The 17,443-nt window shown below is 69.9% G+C and carries 12 protein-coding genes and 1 pseudogene; 9 read left to right on the top strand and 4 right to left on the bottom strand.

Going from position 1 to position 17,443, the window contains the following annotated elements; translation table 11 throughout:
* Positions 1 to 123 precede the first annotated feature (123 nt).
* On the bottom strand, positions 124 to 3,510 hold the full coding sequence (locus ABT085_RS09185; RefSeq protein WP_351603841.1) for a S8 family peptidase: 3,387 nt from the start codon (positions 3,508 to 3,510) through the stop codon (positions 124 to 126).
* A 338-nt stretch (positions 3,511 to 3,848) separates the two neighbouring features.
* Here ABT085_RS09185 and ABT085_RS09180 point away from each other — a divergent pair, with 338 nt between their 5' ends.
* Both ABT085_RS09180 and ABT085_RS09175 read left to right on the top strand, forming a co-directional pair.
* Positions 3,849 to 4,592, top strand: a complete 744-nt coding sequence (locus ABT085_RS09180; protein WP_351603839.1) for a beta-phosphoglucomutase family hydrolase — start codon at positions 3,849 to 3,851, stop codon at positions 4,590 to 4,592.
* A complete protein-coding gene (locus tag ABT085_RS09175) occupies positions 4,589 to 7,015 on the top strand; it encodes a glycoside hydrolase family 65 protein (protein ID WP_351603836.1) in 2,427 nt (808 codons plus the stop codon). Before ABT085_RS09180 ends, ABT085_RS09175 begins: the two co-directional genes overlap by 4 nt.
* Before the next feature lie 48 nt (positions 7,016 to 7,063).
* Here ABT085_RS09175 and ABT085_RS09170 read toward each other — a convergent pair.
* Together ABT085_RS09170 and ABT085_RS09165 are read right to left on the bottom strand one after the other, a co-directional pair.
* Positions 7,064 to 7,294: pseudogene (locus ABT085_RS09170) on the bottom strand (TetR-type transcription factor C-terminal domain-containing protein); the annotation flags it as partial.
* Positions 7,295 to 7,462: 168 nt separating this feature from the next.
* On the bottom strand, positions 7,463 to 8,020 hold the full coding sequence (locus tag ABT085_RS09165; protein ID WP_351603834.1) for a hypothetical protein: 558 nt from the start codon (positions 8,018 to 8,020) through the stop codon (positions 7,463 to 7,465).
* 378 nt (positions 8,021 to 8,398) lie between these two features.
* Here ABT085_RS09165 and kdpF point away from each other — a divergent pair, with 378 nt between their 5' ends.
* The 7 genes from kdpF (at position 8,399) to ABT085_RS09130 (ending at position 16,870) form a co-directional block, all read left to right on the top strand.
* A complete protein-coding gene (gene kdpF, locus ABT085_RS09160) occupies positions 8,399 to 8,488 on the top strand; it encodes a K(+)-transporting ATPase subunit F (RefSeq protein ID WP_066983792.1) in 90 nt (29 codons plus the stop codon).
* An 8-nt stretch (positions 8,489 to 8,496) separates the two neighbouring features.
* On the top strand, positions 8,497 to 10,161 hold the full coding sequence (kdpA, locus tag ABT085_RS09155; protein WP_351603832.1) for a potassium-transporting ATPase subunit KdpA: 1,665 nt from the start codon (positions 8,497 to 8,499) through the stop codon (positions 10,159 to 10,161).
* On the top strand, positions 10,158 to 12,293 hold the full coding sequence (gene kdpB / locus ABT085_RS09150) for a potassium-transporting ATPase subunit KdpB (RefSeq protein ID WP_351603830.1): 2,136 nt from the start codon (positions 10,158 to 10,160) through the stop codon (positions 12,291 to 12,293). Before kdpA ends, kdpB begins: the two co-directional genes overlap by 4 nt.
* Before the next feature lie 6 nt (positions 12,294 to 12,299).
* Entirely contained in the window at positions 12,300 to 12,968 is a 669-nt protein-coding gene (locus tag ABT085_RS09145; protein WP_351603828.1) for a potassium-transporting ATPase subunit C, read from the top strand.
* A 122-nt stretch (positions 12,969 to 13,090) separates the two neighbouring features.
* Positions 13,091 to 13,774, top strand: a complete 684-nt coding sequence (locus ABT085_RS09140) for a response regulator (RefSeq protein ID WP_351603826.1) — start codon at positions 13,091 to 13,093, stop codon at positions 13,772 to 13,774.
* 76 nt (positions 13,775 to 13,850) lie between these two features.
* Entirely contained in the window at positions 13,851 to 16,397 is a 2,547-nt protein-coding gene (locus ABT085_RS09135; protein WP_351603824.1) for a DUF4118 domain-containing protein, read from the top strand.
* A gap of 68 nt (positions 16,398 to 16,465) precedes the next feature.
* On the top strand, positions 16,466 to 16,870 hold the full coding sequence (locus tag ABT085_RS09130) for a hypothetical protein (protein ID WP_351603818.1): 405 nt from the start codon (positions 16,466 to 16,468) through the stop codon (positions 16,868 to 16,870).
* Positions 16,871 to 16,954: 84 nt separating this feature from the next.
* Here the strand turns inward: ABT085_RS09130 and ABT085_RS09125 are convergent, their stop codons facing one another.
* A complete protein-coding gene (locus tag ABT085_RS09125) occupies positions 16,955 to 17,245 on the bottom strand; it encodes a S26 family signal peptidase (protein ID WP_351603816.1) in 291 nt (96 codons plus the stop codon).
* Between the last annotated feature and the right edge of the window lie 198 nt (positions 17,246 to 17,443).

Raw genomic sequence — 17,443 nt, 5'->3', positions numbered from 1 at the left:
TCTGACTGTGTCCTGATATCTCAATGACGGACACCCCCACGCGCTGGGTCCGGGCCGGCCGGACCGGTCCGGCGGGCCCTGCCCGTGTGATTCCGTGTTCACTCGCGGAGGCGACTACTTCGACTACTTCAGCAGGTAGCCCTTGATCACGGTCTCCTTGAAGGAGTTGCCCGCCGCGTCCTCGACGTGGACGCGCAGGCTGACCGAGCCGCCCGCGGCGCGGCGCGGGTGTTCCACGGTCACGGTGCGCTCCATGCCGGAGCCCTCGACCCGCACCGACTGCCAGGTCTTGCCCTCGTCGAAGGAGACCTCGGTGGTGAAGACGCGGATGGGTGACACCGGAGCGCCGGCCGTCCGCTGGATCAGGACCGGGATGTCGAGCTTGCGCCCGGCCTCGGCCCGGTTCCACTCGTCCAGCTTCGGCGCCATGCGGACCGCGTACAGCGGCAGGAACTGCCGGGTCGCCGTGGTCTGCGACCGGAACCGCCACTCGGCCCGCACGCTCGTGGAGACGGAGCTGGGCGCCGTGTCACGGTCGGTCCGGGCCGTCAGGCGGTAGTCGGCGGGGGTGGCGTCGGCCGGGACGTCGCTCATGCTCCAGTCCTGGGAGACCAGTTCGCCGTTGCGCCACAGCTTCACCTCGGGCAAACCGGACGTGGTGTCGGCCACCAGGTCGAGGTTGCCGTTCGCCGCCGACTGGAAGGGCCGGTAGATCGTGTCGCCCTCGCGGAAGGCGGCCATCTGGTCCGAGAGGCCCACGGCCTGGATCCCGCCGTTCCAGCGCTCCTCGACCTGGGAGCCGGCCCGGTAGCCGTGCAGGTCGCCCAGGTAACTCTGTCCGTGCGAGTTCGGGTCGAAGATGTTGTTCTGGTCGAAGGCCGTCTGCCAGCGCAGGCCGTCGGCCGCCGAGAAGTAGTCGACGCGCCGCGTCGGTACCGGAACTCCCTCCATCGCCCGGTTGCTGAAGCGGACGTTGTCGACGTACATCCAGACGAGGCGCATGGCCGTGGTGCCCGGCGTGGTGGCGGCGAACGTGGTGTTCACCCTGGCCAGCTCCGACTTGCGGGGGTGGTAGGCGGGGTCCGCCGGGATCGCGCCGTGCACCGGTCGCGTGAGGTAGTAGACCGAGGCGGGGTTGCCGTCCGGGCCGGCCGGGTCGCCCCAGACGCTGGTGACGAGGTACGTGAACTTCGAGTCCTTGTACGAGGCCGTCGGCACCGCGTACACGCCGTCGATGTGGTCGGTGCCGACCGCGTTGTACATGGTGACCGAGAGCAGCTCGTCGGCCATGCTGATCGTGCCGATCTCGGCCGACATGATGCGCGCGGAGCGGCTCGGTGCCGACACCGTGACGGGCTTCGCCTTGCGGGCGTCGATGGTCACCTGCCGGTCGGCGCTCATCACGACCTTCGGCACGCCGACGATGATGCCCTCGGTGAAGGTGGCGTCGAAGTAGAAGGCGCTCACCGAGTAGGTGTCCTTGGGCAGCCGCACCACCGTGCTGCTCCTGCCGAGCGCCTCGACCTCGTACGCCTTGCCGTCGGCCGACTCGACCAGGAGGTAGGCGTTGTCGGGGGCGGCGCCCGTGCGGTTCTTCATGTCGATGCGCAGGTCGTAGGACGGCTGCTCGACGTCCATGCCGAACGGGACGCGGACCGACACCCGGCCGTCCGCGGTGCTCGCGCTCACCACACCGCTGTACGCGGCGTACGTGGTGGTGGCCTCCGGGGTCGCGGTGAGGGTGACGTCCGCCGTTCCGTGCGCGGGCACGGTGACCGTGTCGGCGCCGAGCCGGAACACGCCGGCCGGAGCTGGCACGTCCTTCTTCCCGCTGCTCGGGTTGTCCTTCAGCTGAAGGGTGACCGGCGTGGCACCCGGGTTGCGGTAGGTGATGGTCTTGGTCACCGGGGGACGCTTGCCGTCCGTCCAGCGGATCAGCCCGAAGTCCAGTGCGGTGGTGTCGGCGGTGACGTCCTGGTCGACCGCCCGGGCGATGTCGACGCGTCCGGCGCCCTGGACGTAGGCGCCGTGCTCCTTGGCACCGGTCGCCGACTGCATCAGCTGGCGCTTGACCTGCTCCGCCGTCCAGTCGGGGTGCTGCTGGAACAGGATGGCGGCCGCTCCGGCCACCTGGGGCGTGGCCATGGACGTGCCGCTCATGGCGACATAACCGTCGTCGGCGGTGGTGCCGCCCGCCTTCGCGGCGACGACGTTGACGCCGGGAGCGATGAGGTCCGGCTTGAGGCCGGAGTCCCCCGTCCGCGGGCCGACCGAGCTGAAGCCGGCGACGTCGTCGTCCTCCTCGGCCGCGCCGACGGCCAGCGCCCGGTCGTCGGAGGCGGGCGAGGAGACCTTGCCGGGACCGCTGTTGCCGGCCGCGGCCACGACCAGCGTGCCGTAGTCACGGCTCACGGTGTCGACCATGGCCTCGAGGGCGTCGGTCTCCGGCGTGTCCGTGTCGCCCAGGCTGAGGCTGATCACCTTGGCGCCGTGCTGGGCGGCCCAGGCCAGTCCCTCGACGACGTTCGAGTTGTCGCAGTTGCCGGTCGCGGTGCACACCTTGCCGGACAGGATCTGCACCCCGGGTGCCACACCCTTGTACGTGCCGCCGGAAGCGGCGCCGGAGCCGGCGACCGTGGAGGTCACATGGGTGCCGTGGCCGTTGAGGTCGTCGGTGTTCGGCTCGGTGGTGAAGTTCGCGGACTCGGTGACCAGGCCCTTGAGGTCCGGGTGGTTCGGGTCGTAACCGGTGTCGAGCACCGCGACCTTGACGCCGGTGCCGGTGTAGCCCTTCTCCCAGGCGTGCGGTGCGCCGATGCGCGGCACGGTGCTGTCGAGCTGGATCCTGGCGTGGCCGTCCAGCCAGACCCTGCGCACCCCCGCTCCGAAGGAGGTGGCGTTCACCCGGCCGGGGGCGATGCCCTTCCAGAACCCGGCGGCGTCCGCGCGGTGTTCGCCGAGGGTCGCGAAGGGGGTCCCGCCGATGGGGCGGACGGTGTCGGCACCGGCGGCGGTCAGCCGGCGCCGCGCGGTGCCCGCGTCCCCGGCGTACTCGACGATCAGCGGCAGGCTCGACCGCTGCGCGTACTTGTCCCGGACCAGGGCGGAGACATTGAACAGCGCCTTGTCGAGGCGGCCCGTGGCGAGCAGCGGGAGCGTGTCGGCGGGTATGACCGTCCAGTCGCGACCGGTCTGACGCTTGATGAACGCCACTCGTTCGCGGCCCTCGGCGGGCTCGACCGACACACTCTGCTTGCCCGAGGTGTCCGTCTCCACCGTGACGCGGTCGCCGGTGATCAGGGTGAGCTGATGCCGGGAGACGATCGCCGACCGGGCCGCTCCGCTCTGCGCGGCGGTTTGTGTCCGCCCGGTGTCCGGGCCGAGGTTCTGCGCGACGCCGGGGACGGCGGTCAGACCGGCCACGAGCGCCACGACGGCGGCGGCCACCGCCGTTTGCCGAGGCCGGGTAGGGCGGAGCCGGTGGCGCCACCTGTTGTTCATGTCTGTCATGGGAGGAAAGCGTGGTGCCGTCGGGGGCCGAGGTCAGCACTTTGCCCTGTCCACGAGACGTCAAGTCACCTTTACGTCAACCCCCATACGTCGCAAAGAGGCCAAAAGCGGTCAGGTCGGCGGCTCATGGACGGGTTCCCTCTGTTCCGGCATCAGCCCAGGCCGCGCTCGCCGACATCCCCGGTTTCGCCCCGCAGCGCAGACGCGATTGCGCGGGTGAAGCTGCCGAGGGGTATTGCTCCGGATGCTGTCCGGGCCTGGACCGAGCGGGTTCCTTTCGGGACGCCGAGTGGTGTTTCCCCGCCACAGGTCCCCGGCGCGCTCCTAGCCTCGACGGCATGCTGGGGCTTCCTGATCACGTACGTGCCTGTCTGTTCGACCTCGACGGTGTCCTCACCCAGACCGCGGGGACGCACGCGGCGGCCTGGAAAGAGATGTTCGACGGCTATCTCCGCGAGCGCGCGGCACGCGAGGGGACCGACTTCGTTCCCTTCGACGGGGTCACGGACTACGACGCGTACGTGGACGGGCGCCCCCGCGAGGACGGGGTGCGCACCTTCCTCGCCGCACGCGGCGTGCGCCTGCCCGAGGGATCGCCGGACGACCCGCCGGACGCGGAGACCGTGAACGGGCTGGCCACGCGCAAGAACGACCTGCTGCTGCACCGGATGCGTGAGGAGGGAGTGGAGCCCTACGCGGGTTCGGTCGGCTTCGTCCACGCGGCGCGGGACGCCGGTCTGCTGCGCGCGGTGGTGTCGTCCAGCGCGAACTGCCGGGAGGTCCTCATGGCGGCCGGCATCGAGGACCTCTTCGACGAACGGATCGACGGGGTGGTGGCGCGCGATCGCGACCTGCGCGGGAAACCCGCTCCGGACACCTACCTGGAGGCGGCCCGGGTGCTGGGAGTGGAGCCGGACGCCGCCGCCGTGTTCGAGGACGCCCTGGCGGGTGTGGCGGCGGGACGGGCCGGAGGGTTCGGCGTGGTCGTGGGGGTGGACCGGGTGGGCCAGGCGGAGCAACTGAGGGCGCACGGGGCGGACGTGGTGGTCCGGGATCTGGCCGAACTCCTGGAGTCGCGGTGATCACCCATCCCAGCTTCACGGTCGAGCCGTGGTGCCTGCGCGAGACCGAGCTGAACCTGGAAGTGCTCGCCCAGAGCGAATCGGTGTTCGCCCTGTCCAACGGGCACATCGGCTGGCGCGGGAACCTCGACGAGGGCGAGCCGCACGGACTGCCCGGCGCCTACCTCAACGGCGTGTACGAGCGGCATCCGCTGCCGTACGGGGAAGCGGGCTACGGAGATCCCGAGTCGGGCCAGACAATGATCAACATCACCGACGGCAAGGTCATCCGGCTGCTGGTCGACGACCACCCCTACGATCTGCGCTACGGCCGGCTGCTCGCGCACGAACGGGTCCTGGACTTCCGCTCCGGACTGCTCAGCCGGACCGCGCGGTGGACCACGCCCGGTGGCCGGACCGTCCGCATCACCTCGCAGCGACTGGTCTCCTTCACCCAACGGGCGGTGGCCGCAGTGCTGTACGAGGTCGAGCCGGACGACGGCCCGGTGACGGTTGCCGTGCAGTCGGAACTCGTCGCCAACGAACAGCTTCCCCACACCGAGGGCGATCCCCGGGTCGCCGCGGCCACCGAGTCCCCGCTGACGGGGGAGGAACACTTCGCCCAGGAGACCCGGCTGCGCCTCGTGCACTGCACCGAGCGCAGCGCACTGCGGGTGGGAGCGGCCGCCGACCATCTCGTCGAGGGACCGGAGGGCACCCGGTGGATGGCGCAGAGCGAGCCGGATGTCAGCCGCCTGACGGTGACCGCGGACCTGGAGCCCGGACAGCGGCTGCGGCTCATCAAGTTCGTCGCCTACGGGTGGTCCGGGCAGCGCTCGCTGCAAGCGGTGCACGACCAGGTCGACGCCGCGGTGGCGGCCGCCGTCAGCGCCGGCTGGGACGGGCTGGTCGCCGCACAGCGGGCCTACCTGGACCGGTTCTGGGCCGCCGCGGACGTCGAGGTGGAGGGAGACGCGCAGATCCAGCAAGCCGTGCGGTTCGCCCTGTTCCACGTACTCCAGGCCGCCGCCCGCGCGCAGGAACGGGCGATCCCGGCGAAAGGCCTGACCGGGACCGGGTACGACGGGCACTCCTTCTGGGACACCGAGTCCTTCGTGCTGCCGGTACTCACCCTCACCGCGCCACAGACCGTCGCCTCGGTACTGAGGTGGCGGCACCGGACCCTGCCGGCGGCCCGCGACCGTGCGCGTCAGCTGGGACTGGCGGGGGCGGCCTTCCCCTGGCGGACCATCGACGGAGCCGAGTGCTCCGCCTACTGGCCGGCCGGGACGGCGGCCTTTCACGTGAACGCCGACATCGCCATGGCCGCGGTCCAATACGTCCTGGTCACCGGCGACGAGGAGTTCGAGCGCCAGGAGGGGCTGGACCTCCTGGTGGAGACCGCACGGCTGTGGCGCTCGCTGGGTCACCACGACGCGGAAGGCGTCTTCCACATCGACGGGGTCACCGGACCCGACGAGTACAGCGCCATCGCCCGCGACAATCTCTACACCAACCTGATGGCCCGGCAGAACCTGCTGGCCGCGGCGGACGCGGCCACGCGCTATCCGGACCGGGCCGAGGAATTCGGTGTCGACGACGAGGAGACGGCCGCCTGGCGGGACGCCGCGAGCCGTATGGCGGTGCCGTACGACGAGACCCTGGGCGTGCACGAGCAGTCGGCCGGGTTCACCCGCCTCCAGCGCTGGGACTTCGACGCGACCCCGCCCGAGGACTACCCGCTGCTGCTGCGCTACCCCTACTTCGACCTGTACCGCAAACAGGTGGTCAAACAGGCCGACGTGGTGCTGGCGATGATGGAGTGCCCGAACGCGTTCACCGGCGAGGAGAAGGCACGCAACTTCGCCTACTACGAGGCACTCACCGTCCGGGACTCCTCCCTCTCGGCCTGCTGCCAGGCGGCGCTGGCCGCCGAGACCGGGCATCTGCGGCTGGCCTACGCGTACCTCGGCGAGGCGGCGCTGATGGACCTGGAGGACCTGGAGCACAACACCCGCGACGGACTGCACATCGCCTCGCTCGCCGGCACGTGGATCGCGCTGGTCGTGGGCTTGGGGGGCATGCGCCGGCAGGTCCGGGACGATGGGGAGCCGGGCCGGCTGGGCTTCGCGCCACGCCTGCCCGAGGCGCTGTCCCGGGTGGCATTCACCGTGACCGTGCGCGGGCGCCGGCTGAAAGTGGACATCGGCCCGGCCGACGCGCGCTACCTCCTGCTGGAAGGCGAGCCACTGGAAGTGCTGCACCATGGTGAGCCGATGTCCCTGACCGTCGGAGTGCCCGTGGACCGCCCGGTGCCGCCCGTGCCCGCCCGCCCCGAGCCGCAGCAGCCGCGGGGCCGGCGCCCGGTCGGGCTGCCCGGCGGGGAGGAGTCCGGGGCAGTGCCCCAGGAGCCGTACGCACGGGGGCCGGCCGGAGCGCCCTGACGGACCGTGACGGCCGTGCGGCCGGGAGGTACCGGCGCGCCGGGAAGTTCAGGCACGCCCGGGGCGCCGCGCCGCCCTGGGCCGGTACTCGACGATGGTGAGGGCGAGTGACACATGGCGTTCGACCAGCTCGTCGGCATCGATCGGGCCACCGGGCTGATACCAGTCGGCGATGGCGTTGCACATGGCGATGACCGCGCGGCGGGCGTCGTCCGGGTACGGCGTCAGGAAGATGCCCAGCGCGATGCCGCGCTCGATCACCTCACGGAACTGCTGGGTGGCGCGTTCCTCGCTCTTGGGGTACCCCTACCGTCCGCCCGCCGCCGACATTCTTCTCCGGGCTCTTGGTATGCCGATCCTGCTTAGCTGACGTTCGACCAGTTCAGTCCTCAGGGCGTCAGTCCAGGTCCGAGACCTTGAACTCAGTCCAGGCCCGAGACCTTGAACTCAGTCCAGGCCCGAGAGCTTGAACACGGTGCGGGCGTTCTCCCGGTCGATCCGCTCGGAGAGCCGGCGCAGGGCGGTCTGCCCGCAGGTCAGCGATCCCCTGGTCGCCGCCCTGTGCGCGTCCTCGTCGAGGCGGTGCCACAGGTCGGGGTTGCTCACCAGGACCTGGGGGTCGATCTCGACCCGGCCGCCGAGCACGTCACGCAGGACGAGCCGCTGCGAGACTCCGTGCAGGCAACGCACCGACACCAGGAGGTCGGTGCGCACGCGCCGCCTGCGCAGCGGTCCGCGCGAGGCCAGCCAGCCCTCACCCGCGGTGACCCTGGGCGGGAACAGGACAAGGAACAACAGGACGCCGAGACCGGCCCACAGCGCCGTGCGCGCGACGGTGAGGCCGTCGGTCCCCCAGTCGACCAGCAGGAGGAGTACGAGGATCATGGCCGCGCACTGAACGGCACTGCGCAGATCCTTGGCCCAGCGACGGTCGTGCAGCACGACCGCGGGAGAAACCGGTTGCGTGGGGAGCACGTCGTGTCGCGTGTCGTAGCGGCGTTTCATAGGGCTGACGGTAGAGACCCGCAGGCCAGGGCGCTCGTACCTTGACGCGACTCTGATGGGTGAGCGCGGCGGAGCCTTGCCTCTGACGGGTGAGCACGGCGGAGCCTCGCCGCCCCGAGGCCGTCGCGGCCCTCGTGCGGACGGGTGCCGGTCTGCGCGGACGGAGTACGCGGCCGTCAGGGTTCCGTCAAAGCGGCTCCCGTCGCCGTAAGGGGGCCGTCAACGGTGGCCGAATCCGCCCGGAGAGCCGCTTACCTCTAACCGTCAGTTCGATCCGAACCTCTCCTAGGAGTTCACGATGGCCGACGTGGCCTTCGTAGTCACCACGATCGCGGTGTTCGCGCTGGTGGCCCTCGTCGCCAAGGGGGTGACGAAGCTGTGACCACCGAGAACATCGTCGGCCTGGTCGTGGCCGTCGCCCTGCTGGGCTATCTCGTCCTCGCCCTTGTCTTCCCGGAGAGGTTCTGAGCACCGATATGAGCCCCGTCCTCGCCGGCGTCCTCCAGATGCTCGCCCTCATAGCGGCACTGGCACTCGCCTACCGTCCCCTCGGCGACTACATGGCCCGGGTCTACTCCTCCGACAAGCACCTGCGCGTCGAGAAGTGGATCTACAAGGGCATCGGCGCCGATCCGAACACGGAGATGCGCTGGCCCGCCTACCTTCGCGGGGTCCTCGCCTTCTCCGCGGTCAGCGTCTTCTTCCTCTATCTGCTGCAGCGAATCCAGGGCCATCTGCCCGGCTCGCTCGGATTCCGGTCCATCGACCCGGACCAGGCCTTCAACACGGCCGCGTCGTTCGTGTCGAACACCAACTGGCAGTCGTACTACGGCGAGCAGGCCATGGGCCACGTCGTGCAGACCGCCGGTCTGGCCGTGCAGAACTTCGTCTCGGCGGCCGTCGGCATCGCCGTCGCCGTGGCCCTCGTCCGGGGCTTCGCCCGGTCCCGCACGGGTGAGCTGGGCAACTTCTGGTCCGACCTGGTACGCGGCACGATCCGCATCCTGGTGCCGATCGCCGCCGTCTCCGCGGTGATCCTGGTCGCCTGCGGGGCGATCCAGAACTTCTCCGGCATCCACGAGGTCGGGCAGTTCTTCGGCGGTTCCCAGCAGTGGAACGGCGGCGCGGTCGCCTCGCAGGAGGCCATCAAGGAGCTGGGCACCAACGGCGGCGGTTACTTCAACGCCAACAGCGCCCACCCCTTCGAGAACCCGACCCCGTTCACCAACCTGTTCGAGATCTTCCTGATCCTGGTGATCCCGTTCGCGCTGACCCGCACCTTCGGTGTGATGGTCGGCTCGGTGAAGCAGGGTTACGCGATCCTCGCGACGATGGCCACCATCTGGATCGGCTTCACCGCGCTGATGATGGCGACCGAGTTCCACCACCACGGTCCGGCCTTCGACCTCGCGGGCGGGGCGATGGAGGGCAAGGAGACCCGCTTCGGCGTCGGCGGCTCGTCGATCTTCGCGGTGGCGACGACACTGACCTCGACGGGCGCGGTGGACTCCTTCCACTCGTCGTTCACCGGTCTCGGCGGCGGTATCACCATGCTGGGCATGCAGCTGGGCGAGATCGCGCCCGGCGGCACCGGCTCCGGCCTCTACGGCATGCTGATCATGGCGGTCATCGCGGTGTTCATCGCCGGTCTGATGGTCGGCCGCACCCCCGAGTACCTGGGCAAGAAGATCGGCACCCGCGAGATGAAGCTCGCCGCCATCTACATCCTCATCACCCCGGCGCTCGTGCTGGTCTTCACCGCGGCCGCGATGGCCCTGCCCACCCCGGGCAACTCGATGACCAACAGCGGCGCGCACGGATTCTCCGAGATCCTCTACGCCTACACCTCGGGCGCCAACAACAACGGCTCCGCCTTCGCCGGTCTGAACGCCGACACGCAGTGGTTCAACACCACCATCGGTCTCGCGATGCTGCTCGGCCGGTTCCTGCCGATCGTGTTCGTCCTCGCGCTGGCCGGCTCGCTCGCCGAGCAGCGGCCGGTGCCCGCCACGGCGGGCACGCTGCGCACCGAGAAGCCGCTGTTCACCGGTCTGCTGGTGGGCGCGATCCTGATCATCACCGGTCTGACCTACTTCCCGGCCCTCGCTCTGGGCCCGCTCGCCGAGGGGCTGGCGTCATGACCACCCGCACAGACAACCAAGAGGACGCCGTGTCCACGACTACTCCCACTCGGGCGCCGCACAGCGATGTGCCGACCGGTCACAAGGACGAAGGAAAGGTCGGCGCGGGTCTCTTCGACCCGAAGCAACTGCTGAAGTCGCTGCCGGACGCCTTCCGCAAGCTCGATCCGCGGGTGATGGTCAAGTCGCCCGTGATGTTCGTGGTGTGGATCGGCTCCGTCCTGACCACCGTGTTCTCCTTCCAGCACCCGGGGGACTGGTTCGGCTGGGCGATCAGCGCCTGGCTGTGGCTGACCGTCGTCTTCGCCAACCTGGCGGAGGCCGTGGCCGAGGGCCGCGGCAAGGCGCAGGCCGACACCCTGCGCAAGGCCAAGACCGACTCGGTCGCGCGCCGGCTCTCCGTGGACGGCCGTACCGAGGAGCGGGTGCCCGGTACCGAGCTGAAGATCGGTGACCTGGTGGTCTGCGAGGCGGGCGACATCATCCCCGGCGACGGTGACGTCGTCGAGGGTGTCGCCTCGGTGGACGAGTCGGCCATCACCGGCGAGTCCGCGCCGGTCATCCGCGAGTCCGGCGGCGACCGCAGCGCGGTCACGGGCGGCACGAAGGTGCTGTCCGACCGGATCGTCGTCAGGATCACGACGAAGCCCGGCGAGACGTTCATCGACCGGATGATCGCGCTCGTCGAGGGCGCGGCCCGGCAGAAGACCCCGAACGAGATCGCGCTGAACATCCTGCTGGCCTCGCTGACGATCGTCTTCCTGCTGGCGTGCGCCACGCTGCCGCCGTTCGCGGACTACGCAGGCACGCATCTGACGATGGTCGTCCTGGTGGCCCTGCTGGTCTGTCTGATCCCGACCACCATCGGCGCCCTGCTCTCCGCGATCGGTATCGCCGGCATGGACCGGCTGGTCCAGCGCAACGTCCTGGCCATGTCCGGCCGTGCGGTCGAAGCGGCCGGCGACGTCTCCACGCTGCTGCTGGACAAGACCGGCACCATCACGCTCGGCAACCGGCAGGCCGCCGAGTTCCTGCCGGTGGCCGGCACCACCGAGGCCGAGGTCGCCGACGCCGCCCAGCTCTCCTCCCTCGCGGACGAGACGCCCGAGGGCCGCTCGATCGTCGTCCTGGCCAAGGAGAAGTACGGGCTGCGCGAACGCCACCAGGGCGAACTGGCGGGCGCCGAATGGATCGCCTTCACCGCCCAGACCCGCATGTCCGGCGTTGACGTCGACGGCCGGAAGATCCGCAAGGGCGCGGCCGGTTCGGTCATCGCCTGGGTCGCCGAACGCGGCGGCGAGGTGGCCGAGGACGCCACCGAGCTGGCCGACCGGATCGCGGGCGCCGGCGGTACGCCGCTGCTGGTCGCGGCCGAGGACGCCGACGGTGCCCGGGTCCTGGGTGTCATCCACCTCAAGGACGTCGTCAAGGAGGGTATGCGGGAGCGGTTCGAGGAGCTGCGCCGCATGGGCATCAGGACCGTCATGATCACGGGTGACAACCCGCTGACGGCGAAGGCGATCGCCGAGGAGGCGGGCGTCGACGACTTCCTCGCGGAGGCCACTCCCGAGGACAAGATGGCCCTCATCAAGCGGGAGCAGGCGGGCGGCAAGCTCGTCGCGATGACCGGCGACGGCACCAACGACGCGCCCGCGCTCGCGCAGGCCGACGTCGGGGTGGCGATGAACACCGGTACGTCGGCCGCCAAGGAGGCCGGCAACATGGTCGACCTCGACTCCAACCCGACCAAGCTGATCGAGATCGTCGAGATCGGCAAGCAGCTGCTGATCACGCGCGGCGCGCTGACCACGTTCTCCATCGCCAACGACGTCGCGAAGTACTTCGCGATCATCCCGGCGCTGTTCGCGGCGGTCTACCCGGGCCTGGACAAGCTCAACATCATGCACCTGTCCTCGCCCGACTCCGCGATCCTGTCCGCGGTCATCTTCAACGCGCTGATCATCATCGCGCTGGTCCCGCTCTCGCTGAAGGGCGTGCGCTACCGGCCGGTCAGCGCCGACAAGATGCTCCGGCGCAACCTGGGGATCTACGGCCTCGGCGGCCTGATCGCCCCGTTCATCGGCATCAAGATCATCGACCTGCTCATCTCCCTCATCCCCGGAATCGGCTGATCGGCTATGAACAACTCGGTTAAGAACACAGCCCGGTTGCTCTGGGCATCCCTGCGCGCGCTGCTCGTGCTCACCGTCGTGACGGGCGTCGTCTACCCGCTCGCCGTCACCGGCGTCGCCCAGGGTCTGTTCAGCGACAAGGCGAACGGCTCGGAGATCAAGGCGGACGGCAAGGTCGTCGGCTCCTCCCTCATCGGCCAGGCCTACAACCTGCCCCTGAAGAAGGGGCAGGAGACCCCGGAGCCCGACCTCAAGTGGTTCCAGGGCCGCCCCGCCAACGGTCTGGGCACGAACTCGGTCAACACGCAGTACAAGCTGATCCTCTCCGGTGCCACCAACCGTTCCGGTGACAACGCCGACCTGATCCAGTGGGTCAAGGACGCCAAGGCCGCAGTCGTCAAGGACAATTCGGTCGACGGCTACACGGTGAAGCCTTCGAACGTGCCCGCCGACGCGATCACCTCCTCCGGCTCCGGCCTCGACCCGGACATCTCCCCGGCGTACGCCGACATCCAGGTGCACCGCATCGCCGAGAGGAACGGCCTGTCCGTCGCGCAGGTGCAGAAGCTGGTCGACGAGCACACCCAGGGCCGCACCCTCGGCTTCATCGGCGAACCCCGTGTCAACGTGCTCCAGCTCAACATCGAGCTCAAGGAACTCGTGGCGAAGAGCTGATGGCCTTACCCGTGTTCCGCGGGAGTCGGCGGACCGGGGCGGCACAGCCCCGTCCGTCGGCTCCCGCGTCCGCGCAGCCGGTGAAGCTCCAGTCCTTCGCACCTCAGGAAAGGCGTACTCCGATGACCCGAGTGCTCGTGGTGGAGGACGACCCACAGCTCGTACGGGCCCTCGTCATCAGCCTGCAGGCGCGCCGCTACGGCGTCGACCCGGCGCCCGACGGCACCACCGCCCTGCGCCTGGCCGCAGCCCGACAGCCCGACGTCGTCGTACTGGACCTGGGGCTGCCCGACATGGACGGCACGGACGTCATCCGGGCCCTGCGCGGTTGGAGCCGCGTACCGATCCTGGTGCTGTCCGCGCGTCGGTCCTCCGAGGAGAAGGTGGCGGCACTCGACGCCGGTGCCGACGACTACATCACCAAGCCCTTCAGCATGGACGAACTGCTGGCCCGGCTGCGCGCCGCCGTCCGCCGCACCGCGGATGTTCCGCTCGTCCCCGACACGACACTCGTCACGACGGACGGGTTCACGATCGACCTGCTCGCCAAGAAGGCGACACGGGGCGGACGCGACGTACGCCTGACTCCGACCGAATGGCATCTGCTCGAGATCCTGATCACCAACCCAGGGCGGCTCATCACGCAGAAGCACCTGCTGCAGGTGGTGTGGGGGGACTCACGCAGCAACAAGACGAACTACCTGCGGGTCTACATGGCCCAGCTGCGCCGCAAACTCGAAGCCGATCCCGCCCACCCCCGATACCTGATCACCGAGCCGGGCATGGGCTACCGCTTCGAGAACTGACTCCTCTTCCCGGCCGACCCGGCCCCCGAACCCCACCCTCAATCACGAAGACACGAAGAGACGAAGAGACGACACGATGGCACGCGGCAGACTTCGGATCTATCTCGGCGCAGCACCGGGCGTGGGCAAGACGTACTCGATGCTGTCGGAAGCCCACCGCCGGGTCGAGCGGGGGACCGACTGCGTGGTCGCGTTCGTGGAGCACCACCACCGGCCGCGTACCGAGGTGATGCTGCACGGCCTGGAGCAGATCCCGCGCAGGGAGCTGGAATACCGCGGTGGCGTCTTCACCGAGATGGACGTGGACGCGGTGCTGGCCCGCCGCCCTCAGGTGGCCCTGGTCGACGAGCTGCCGCACACGAACATCCCCGGCTCACGCAACGCCAAGCGCTTCCAGGACGTGGAGGAACTGCTGGCCGCCGGGATCGACGTGATCTCGACCGTCAACATCCAGCACCTGGAGTCCCTGGGCGATGTCGTCGAGTCGATCACCGGCGTACGGCAGCAGGAGACCGTGCCGGACGAAGTCGTCCGGCGGGCCGACCAGATCGAACTGGTCGACATGTCACCGACGGCACTGCGCCGCCGCATGGCGCACGGCAACATCTACAAGCCCGACAAGGTCGACGCGGCCCTGTCCAACTACTTCCGCCCCGGAAACCTCACCGCCCTGCGCGAGCTGGCCCTGCTCTGGGTCGCCGACCGCGTCGACGAGTATCTGAACGAGTACCGCAGCGAGCACGAGGTCTCCAGGATCTGGGGATCGCGGGAACGCATCGTCGTCGGGCTCACCGGCGGACCCGAGGGCCGCACGCTGATCCGCCGTGCGGTACGGCTCGCGGAGAAGGGAGCCGGCGGCGAGGTGCTAGCCGTCTACGTCTCCCGCAGCGACGGCCTCACCAACGCCTCACCCAAGGAACTGGCAGTCCAGCGCTCCTTGGTGGAGGACCTCGGCGGCACTTTCCACCACGTCATGGGCGACGACATTCCGGCGGCGCTCCTCGACTTCGCGCGGGGTGTGAACGCCACGCAGATCGTCCTGGGCGTGTCCCGCCGTCAGGGATGGCAGTACGTCTTCGGACCCGGCGTAGGCGCCACGGTCGCCCGCGAGTCGGGACCCGACCTCGACGTCCACCTCATCACGCACGACGAGGCGGGCAAGGGGCGAGGCCTGCCGGCCGCCCGGAGCGCGCGGCTCGGCCGGCTGCGGGTCGTCTGGGGCTGGCTGACCGGTGTGGCCGGCCCGGCTCTGCTCACGCTGCTCCTCACCACCGTCGCCCCTGAAGTCGGCCTGGCCAACGACATGCTGCTGTTCCTGGCGCTGACGGTGGCCGCGGCCCTGCTGGGCGGGCTGCTGCCCGCGCTGGCCTCCGCGGTGGTGGGCTCGCTGCTGCTGAACTGGTTCTTCACACCACCCGTCCACACGCTGACGATCGCCGATCCCAAGAACATCGTCGCCATCGCGATCTTCCTCGGTGTCGCCGTGTCGGTCGCCTCGGTGGTCGACCTCGCGGCCCGGCGGACCCACCAGGCGGCCCGGCTGCGCGCCGAATCGGAGATCCTCTCCTTCCTCGCGGGCAGCGTGCTGCGCGGGGAGACCAGTCTGGAAGCGCTCCTGGAGCGGGTGCGGGAGACCTTCGCGATGGAGTCGGTGGCCCTGCTGGAGAGGACCGGCGAAGTCGATCCGTGGACCTGCGCGGGCAGCGTGGGCTCGCGTGCCGCGGTCGCACGACCCGAGGACGCGGACGTGGACATACCGATCGGCGACCGCATGGCACTGGCGCTGTCCGGGCGGGTGCTGCCGGCCGAGGACCGGCGGCTGCTGTCGGCGTTCGCCGCGCAGGCCGCCGTGGTGCTGGAACGCGGTCGCCTCCAGCACCAGGCCGACCAGTCCCGCACCCTCGCCGAGGGCAACCGCATCCGTACCGCCCTGCTGGCGGCCGTCAGCCACGACCTGCGCACCCCGCTCGCCGGGATCAAGGCGGCGGTCTCCTCGCTGCGTTCGGACGACGTGGCCTGGTCGGAGGAGGACCAGGCGGAGCTGCTGGAAGGCATCGAGGAGGGCGCGGACCGGCTCGACCACCTGGTGGGCAACCTGCTCGACATGTCCCGGCTGCACACCGGGACCGTCAGCCCGCTGATCCGCGAGATCGACCTCGACGAGGTGGTCCCGATGGCGCTCGGCGGTGTCCCCGAGGACAGCACGGTCCTGGACATCCCGGAGAGCCTGCCGATGGTGGCCGTCGACGCCGGGCTGCTGGAGCGTGCCGTCGCCAACCTCGTCGAGAACGCGGTCAAGTACAGTCCCTCGGGCGAACGGGTCCTGGTGGCCGCCAGTGCCATCGCCGACCGGGTGGAGGTCCGGGTGGTGGACCGCGGACCGGGCGTTCCCGACGAGGCCAAGGACCGGGTCTTCGAGCCGTTCCAGCGACACGGCGACGCTCCGCACGGCACCGGGGTCGGCCTGGGCCTCGCGGTGGCGCGGGGCTTCGCCGAGGCGATGGGCGGCACCCTCGACGCCGAGGACACCCCCGGCGGCGGCCTGACCATGGTCCTCAGACTGCCCATCGCAACGGGCTCCGACCCGGTCCGCCCGGACCTTCCGGCGACCGTCACTTCGTAGAGCTCCCGACGGAATGACTCTTCGGGGTCGGCTGCCCGGCGTGGGGTGCTGTCGGTCAGCATGGGGCGATGGACTCCGAACAGCCGCTGCCTCGCGAGGTGAAGGTCATCGATTCGGCCTCGCTGTTCAGGCTGGAGGAGCAGGCGGGTGACCTCGGCATGAGCCAGAGGTTGGACCCGGCGTGGGTGCGGGCGAATGCAGCGTCCGACGGCACCCACTACCTGTGGCCGACCCTGTGGCACAGCCTGTCCCACCGACCCGAGGTTCCACGCCAGCTGCGCTGCGAGCTGTTGATCACTGTGCGTGCGGGAGACCGCGTGCTGAGCCTGCTGGATGTGCTTCCCCACGACTTCACCCCGCTGCCGAGGGTGACCTCACGCGAAGAGGGGATGCAGGTCAGGCGGCTCCTTGACCGAGCTCCTTCGGTCAGGGAATGGCTGCTGCGGGAGGCCGAGGGCCCGGGCCGCCTGTGACAGGTGTCGCCGGCAGATGAGCGTGCATCCCAGGGTGCGGAAGACTTCGTGGATGTCGGCGCGGATCTCCCAGCTTCTTGCTGTTCAGGGCCGGTCGTTGGGCTCGGCTGTCAGAACCTTGTCCGCGGCGCCGGCCCGGGAGACCCCGGCGACCGCCACACAGATTCCGAAGACGCGGTCGTGGCTGGTCCAGCCGTTGACGTGGCCCCGATTGTTGCTGATCTGCACGCGCTTCCTCGCCGGATCGAGAGACGACACCAGATGCAGGTACACGGTGCCCGCGACACGAGCAAGGACGACGTCCCCGACCGCCAGCTTCGACGGGTCGACCGGAGCCACGGCCACCAGCTGCCGGCTGCGTATCAACGGGACCATCGAAGAGCCGCTCGGCCGGAACTCGACAGTGTCCCCACCGGCAACCCTGGCTGCGACTGCGTCCAATGCGCCCATCCGCCAATCGTGGCGGAGTCGGCTGAGTCGGCCCACCGATTTTCGCCCCGCCAACAGGACGTACGTTGCCTGATGCGGCACCAGAGGAACCGACGCCCGCAGCACGGGGTCCGAGGACCTTCA

This window comes from Streptomyces sp. NPDC002265 (assembly GCF_040296125.1).
Taxonomy (GTDB): Bacteria; Actinomycetota; Actinomycetes; order Streptomycetales; family Streptomycetaceae; genus Streptomyces.
This window is presented reverse-complemented; position numbering and strand designations above follow the sequence as displayed.

Coding starts and splice junctions, on each gene's coding strand:
- ABT085_RS09185 (WP_351603841.1), bottom strand. CDS start 3,510: ATGACAGACATGAACAACAGGTGGCGCCACCGGCTCCGCCCTACCCGG.
- ABT085_RS09180 (WP_351603839.1), top strand. CDS start 3,849: ATGCTGGGGCTTCCTGATCACGTACGTGCCTGTCTGTTCGACCTCGAC.
- ABT085_RS09165 (WP_351603834.1), bottom strand. CDS start 8,020: ATGAAACGCCGCTACGACACGCGACACGACGTGCTCCCCACGCAACCG.
- kdpA (WP_351603832.1), top strand. CDS start 8,497: ATGAGCCCCGTCCTCGCCGGCGTCCTCCAGATGCTCGCCCTCATAGCG.
- kdpB (WP_351603830.1), top strand. CDS start 10,158: ATGACCACCCGCACAGACAACCAAGAGGACGCCGTGTCCACGACTACT.
- ABT085_RS09145 (WP_351603828.1), top strand. CDS start 12,300: ATGAACAACTCGGTTAAGAACACAGCCCGGTTGCTCTGGGCATCCCTG.
- ABT085_RS09140 (WP_351603826.1), top strand. CDS start 13,091: ATGACCCGAGTGCTCGTGGTGGAGGACGACCCACAGCTCGTACGGGCC.
- ABT085_RS09135 (WP_351603824.1), top strand. CDS start 13,851: ATGGCACGCGGCAGACTTCGGATCTATCTCGGCGCAGCACCGGGCGTG.
- ABT085_RS09130 (WP_351603818.1), top strand. CDS start 16,466: ATGGACTCCGAACAGCCGCTGCCTCGCGAGGTGAAGGTCATCGATTCG.
- ABT085_RS09125 (WP_351603816.1), bottom strand. CDS start 17,245: ATGGTCCCGTTGATACGCAGCCGGCAGCTGGTGGCCGTGGCTCCGGTC.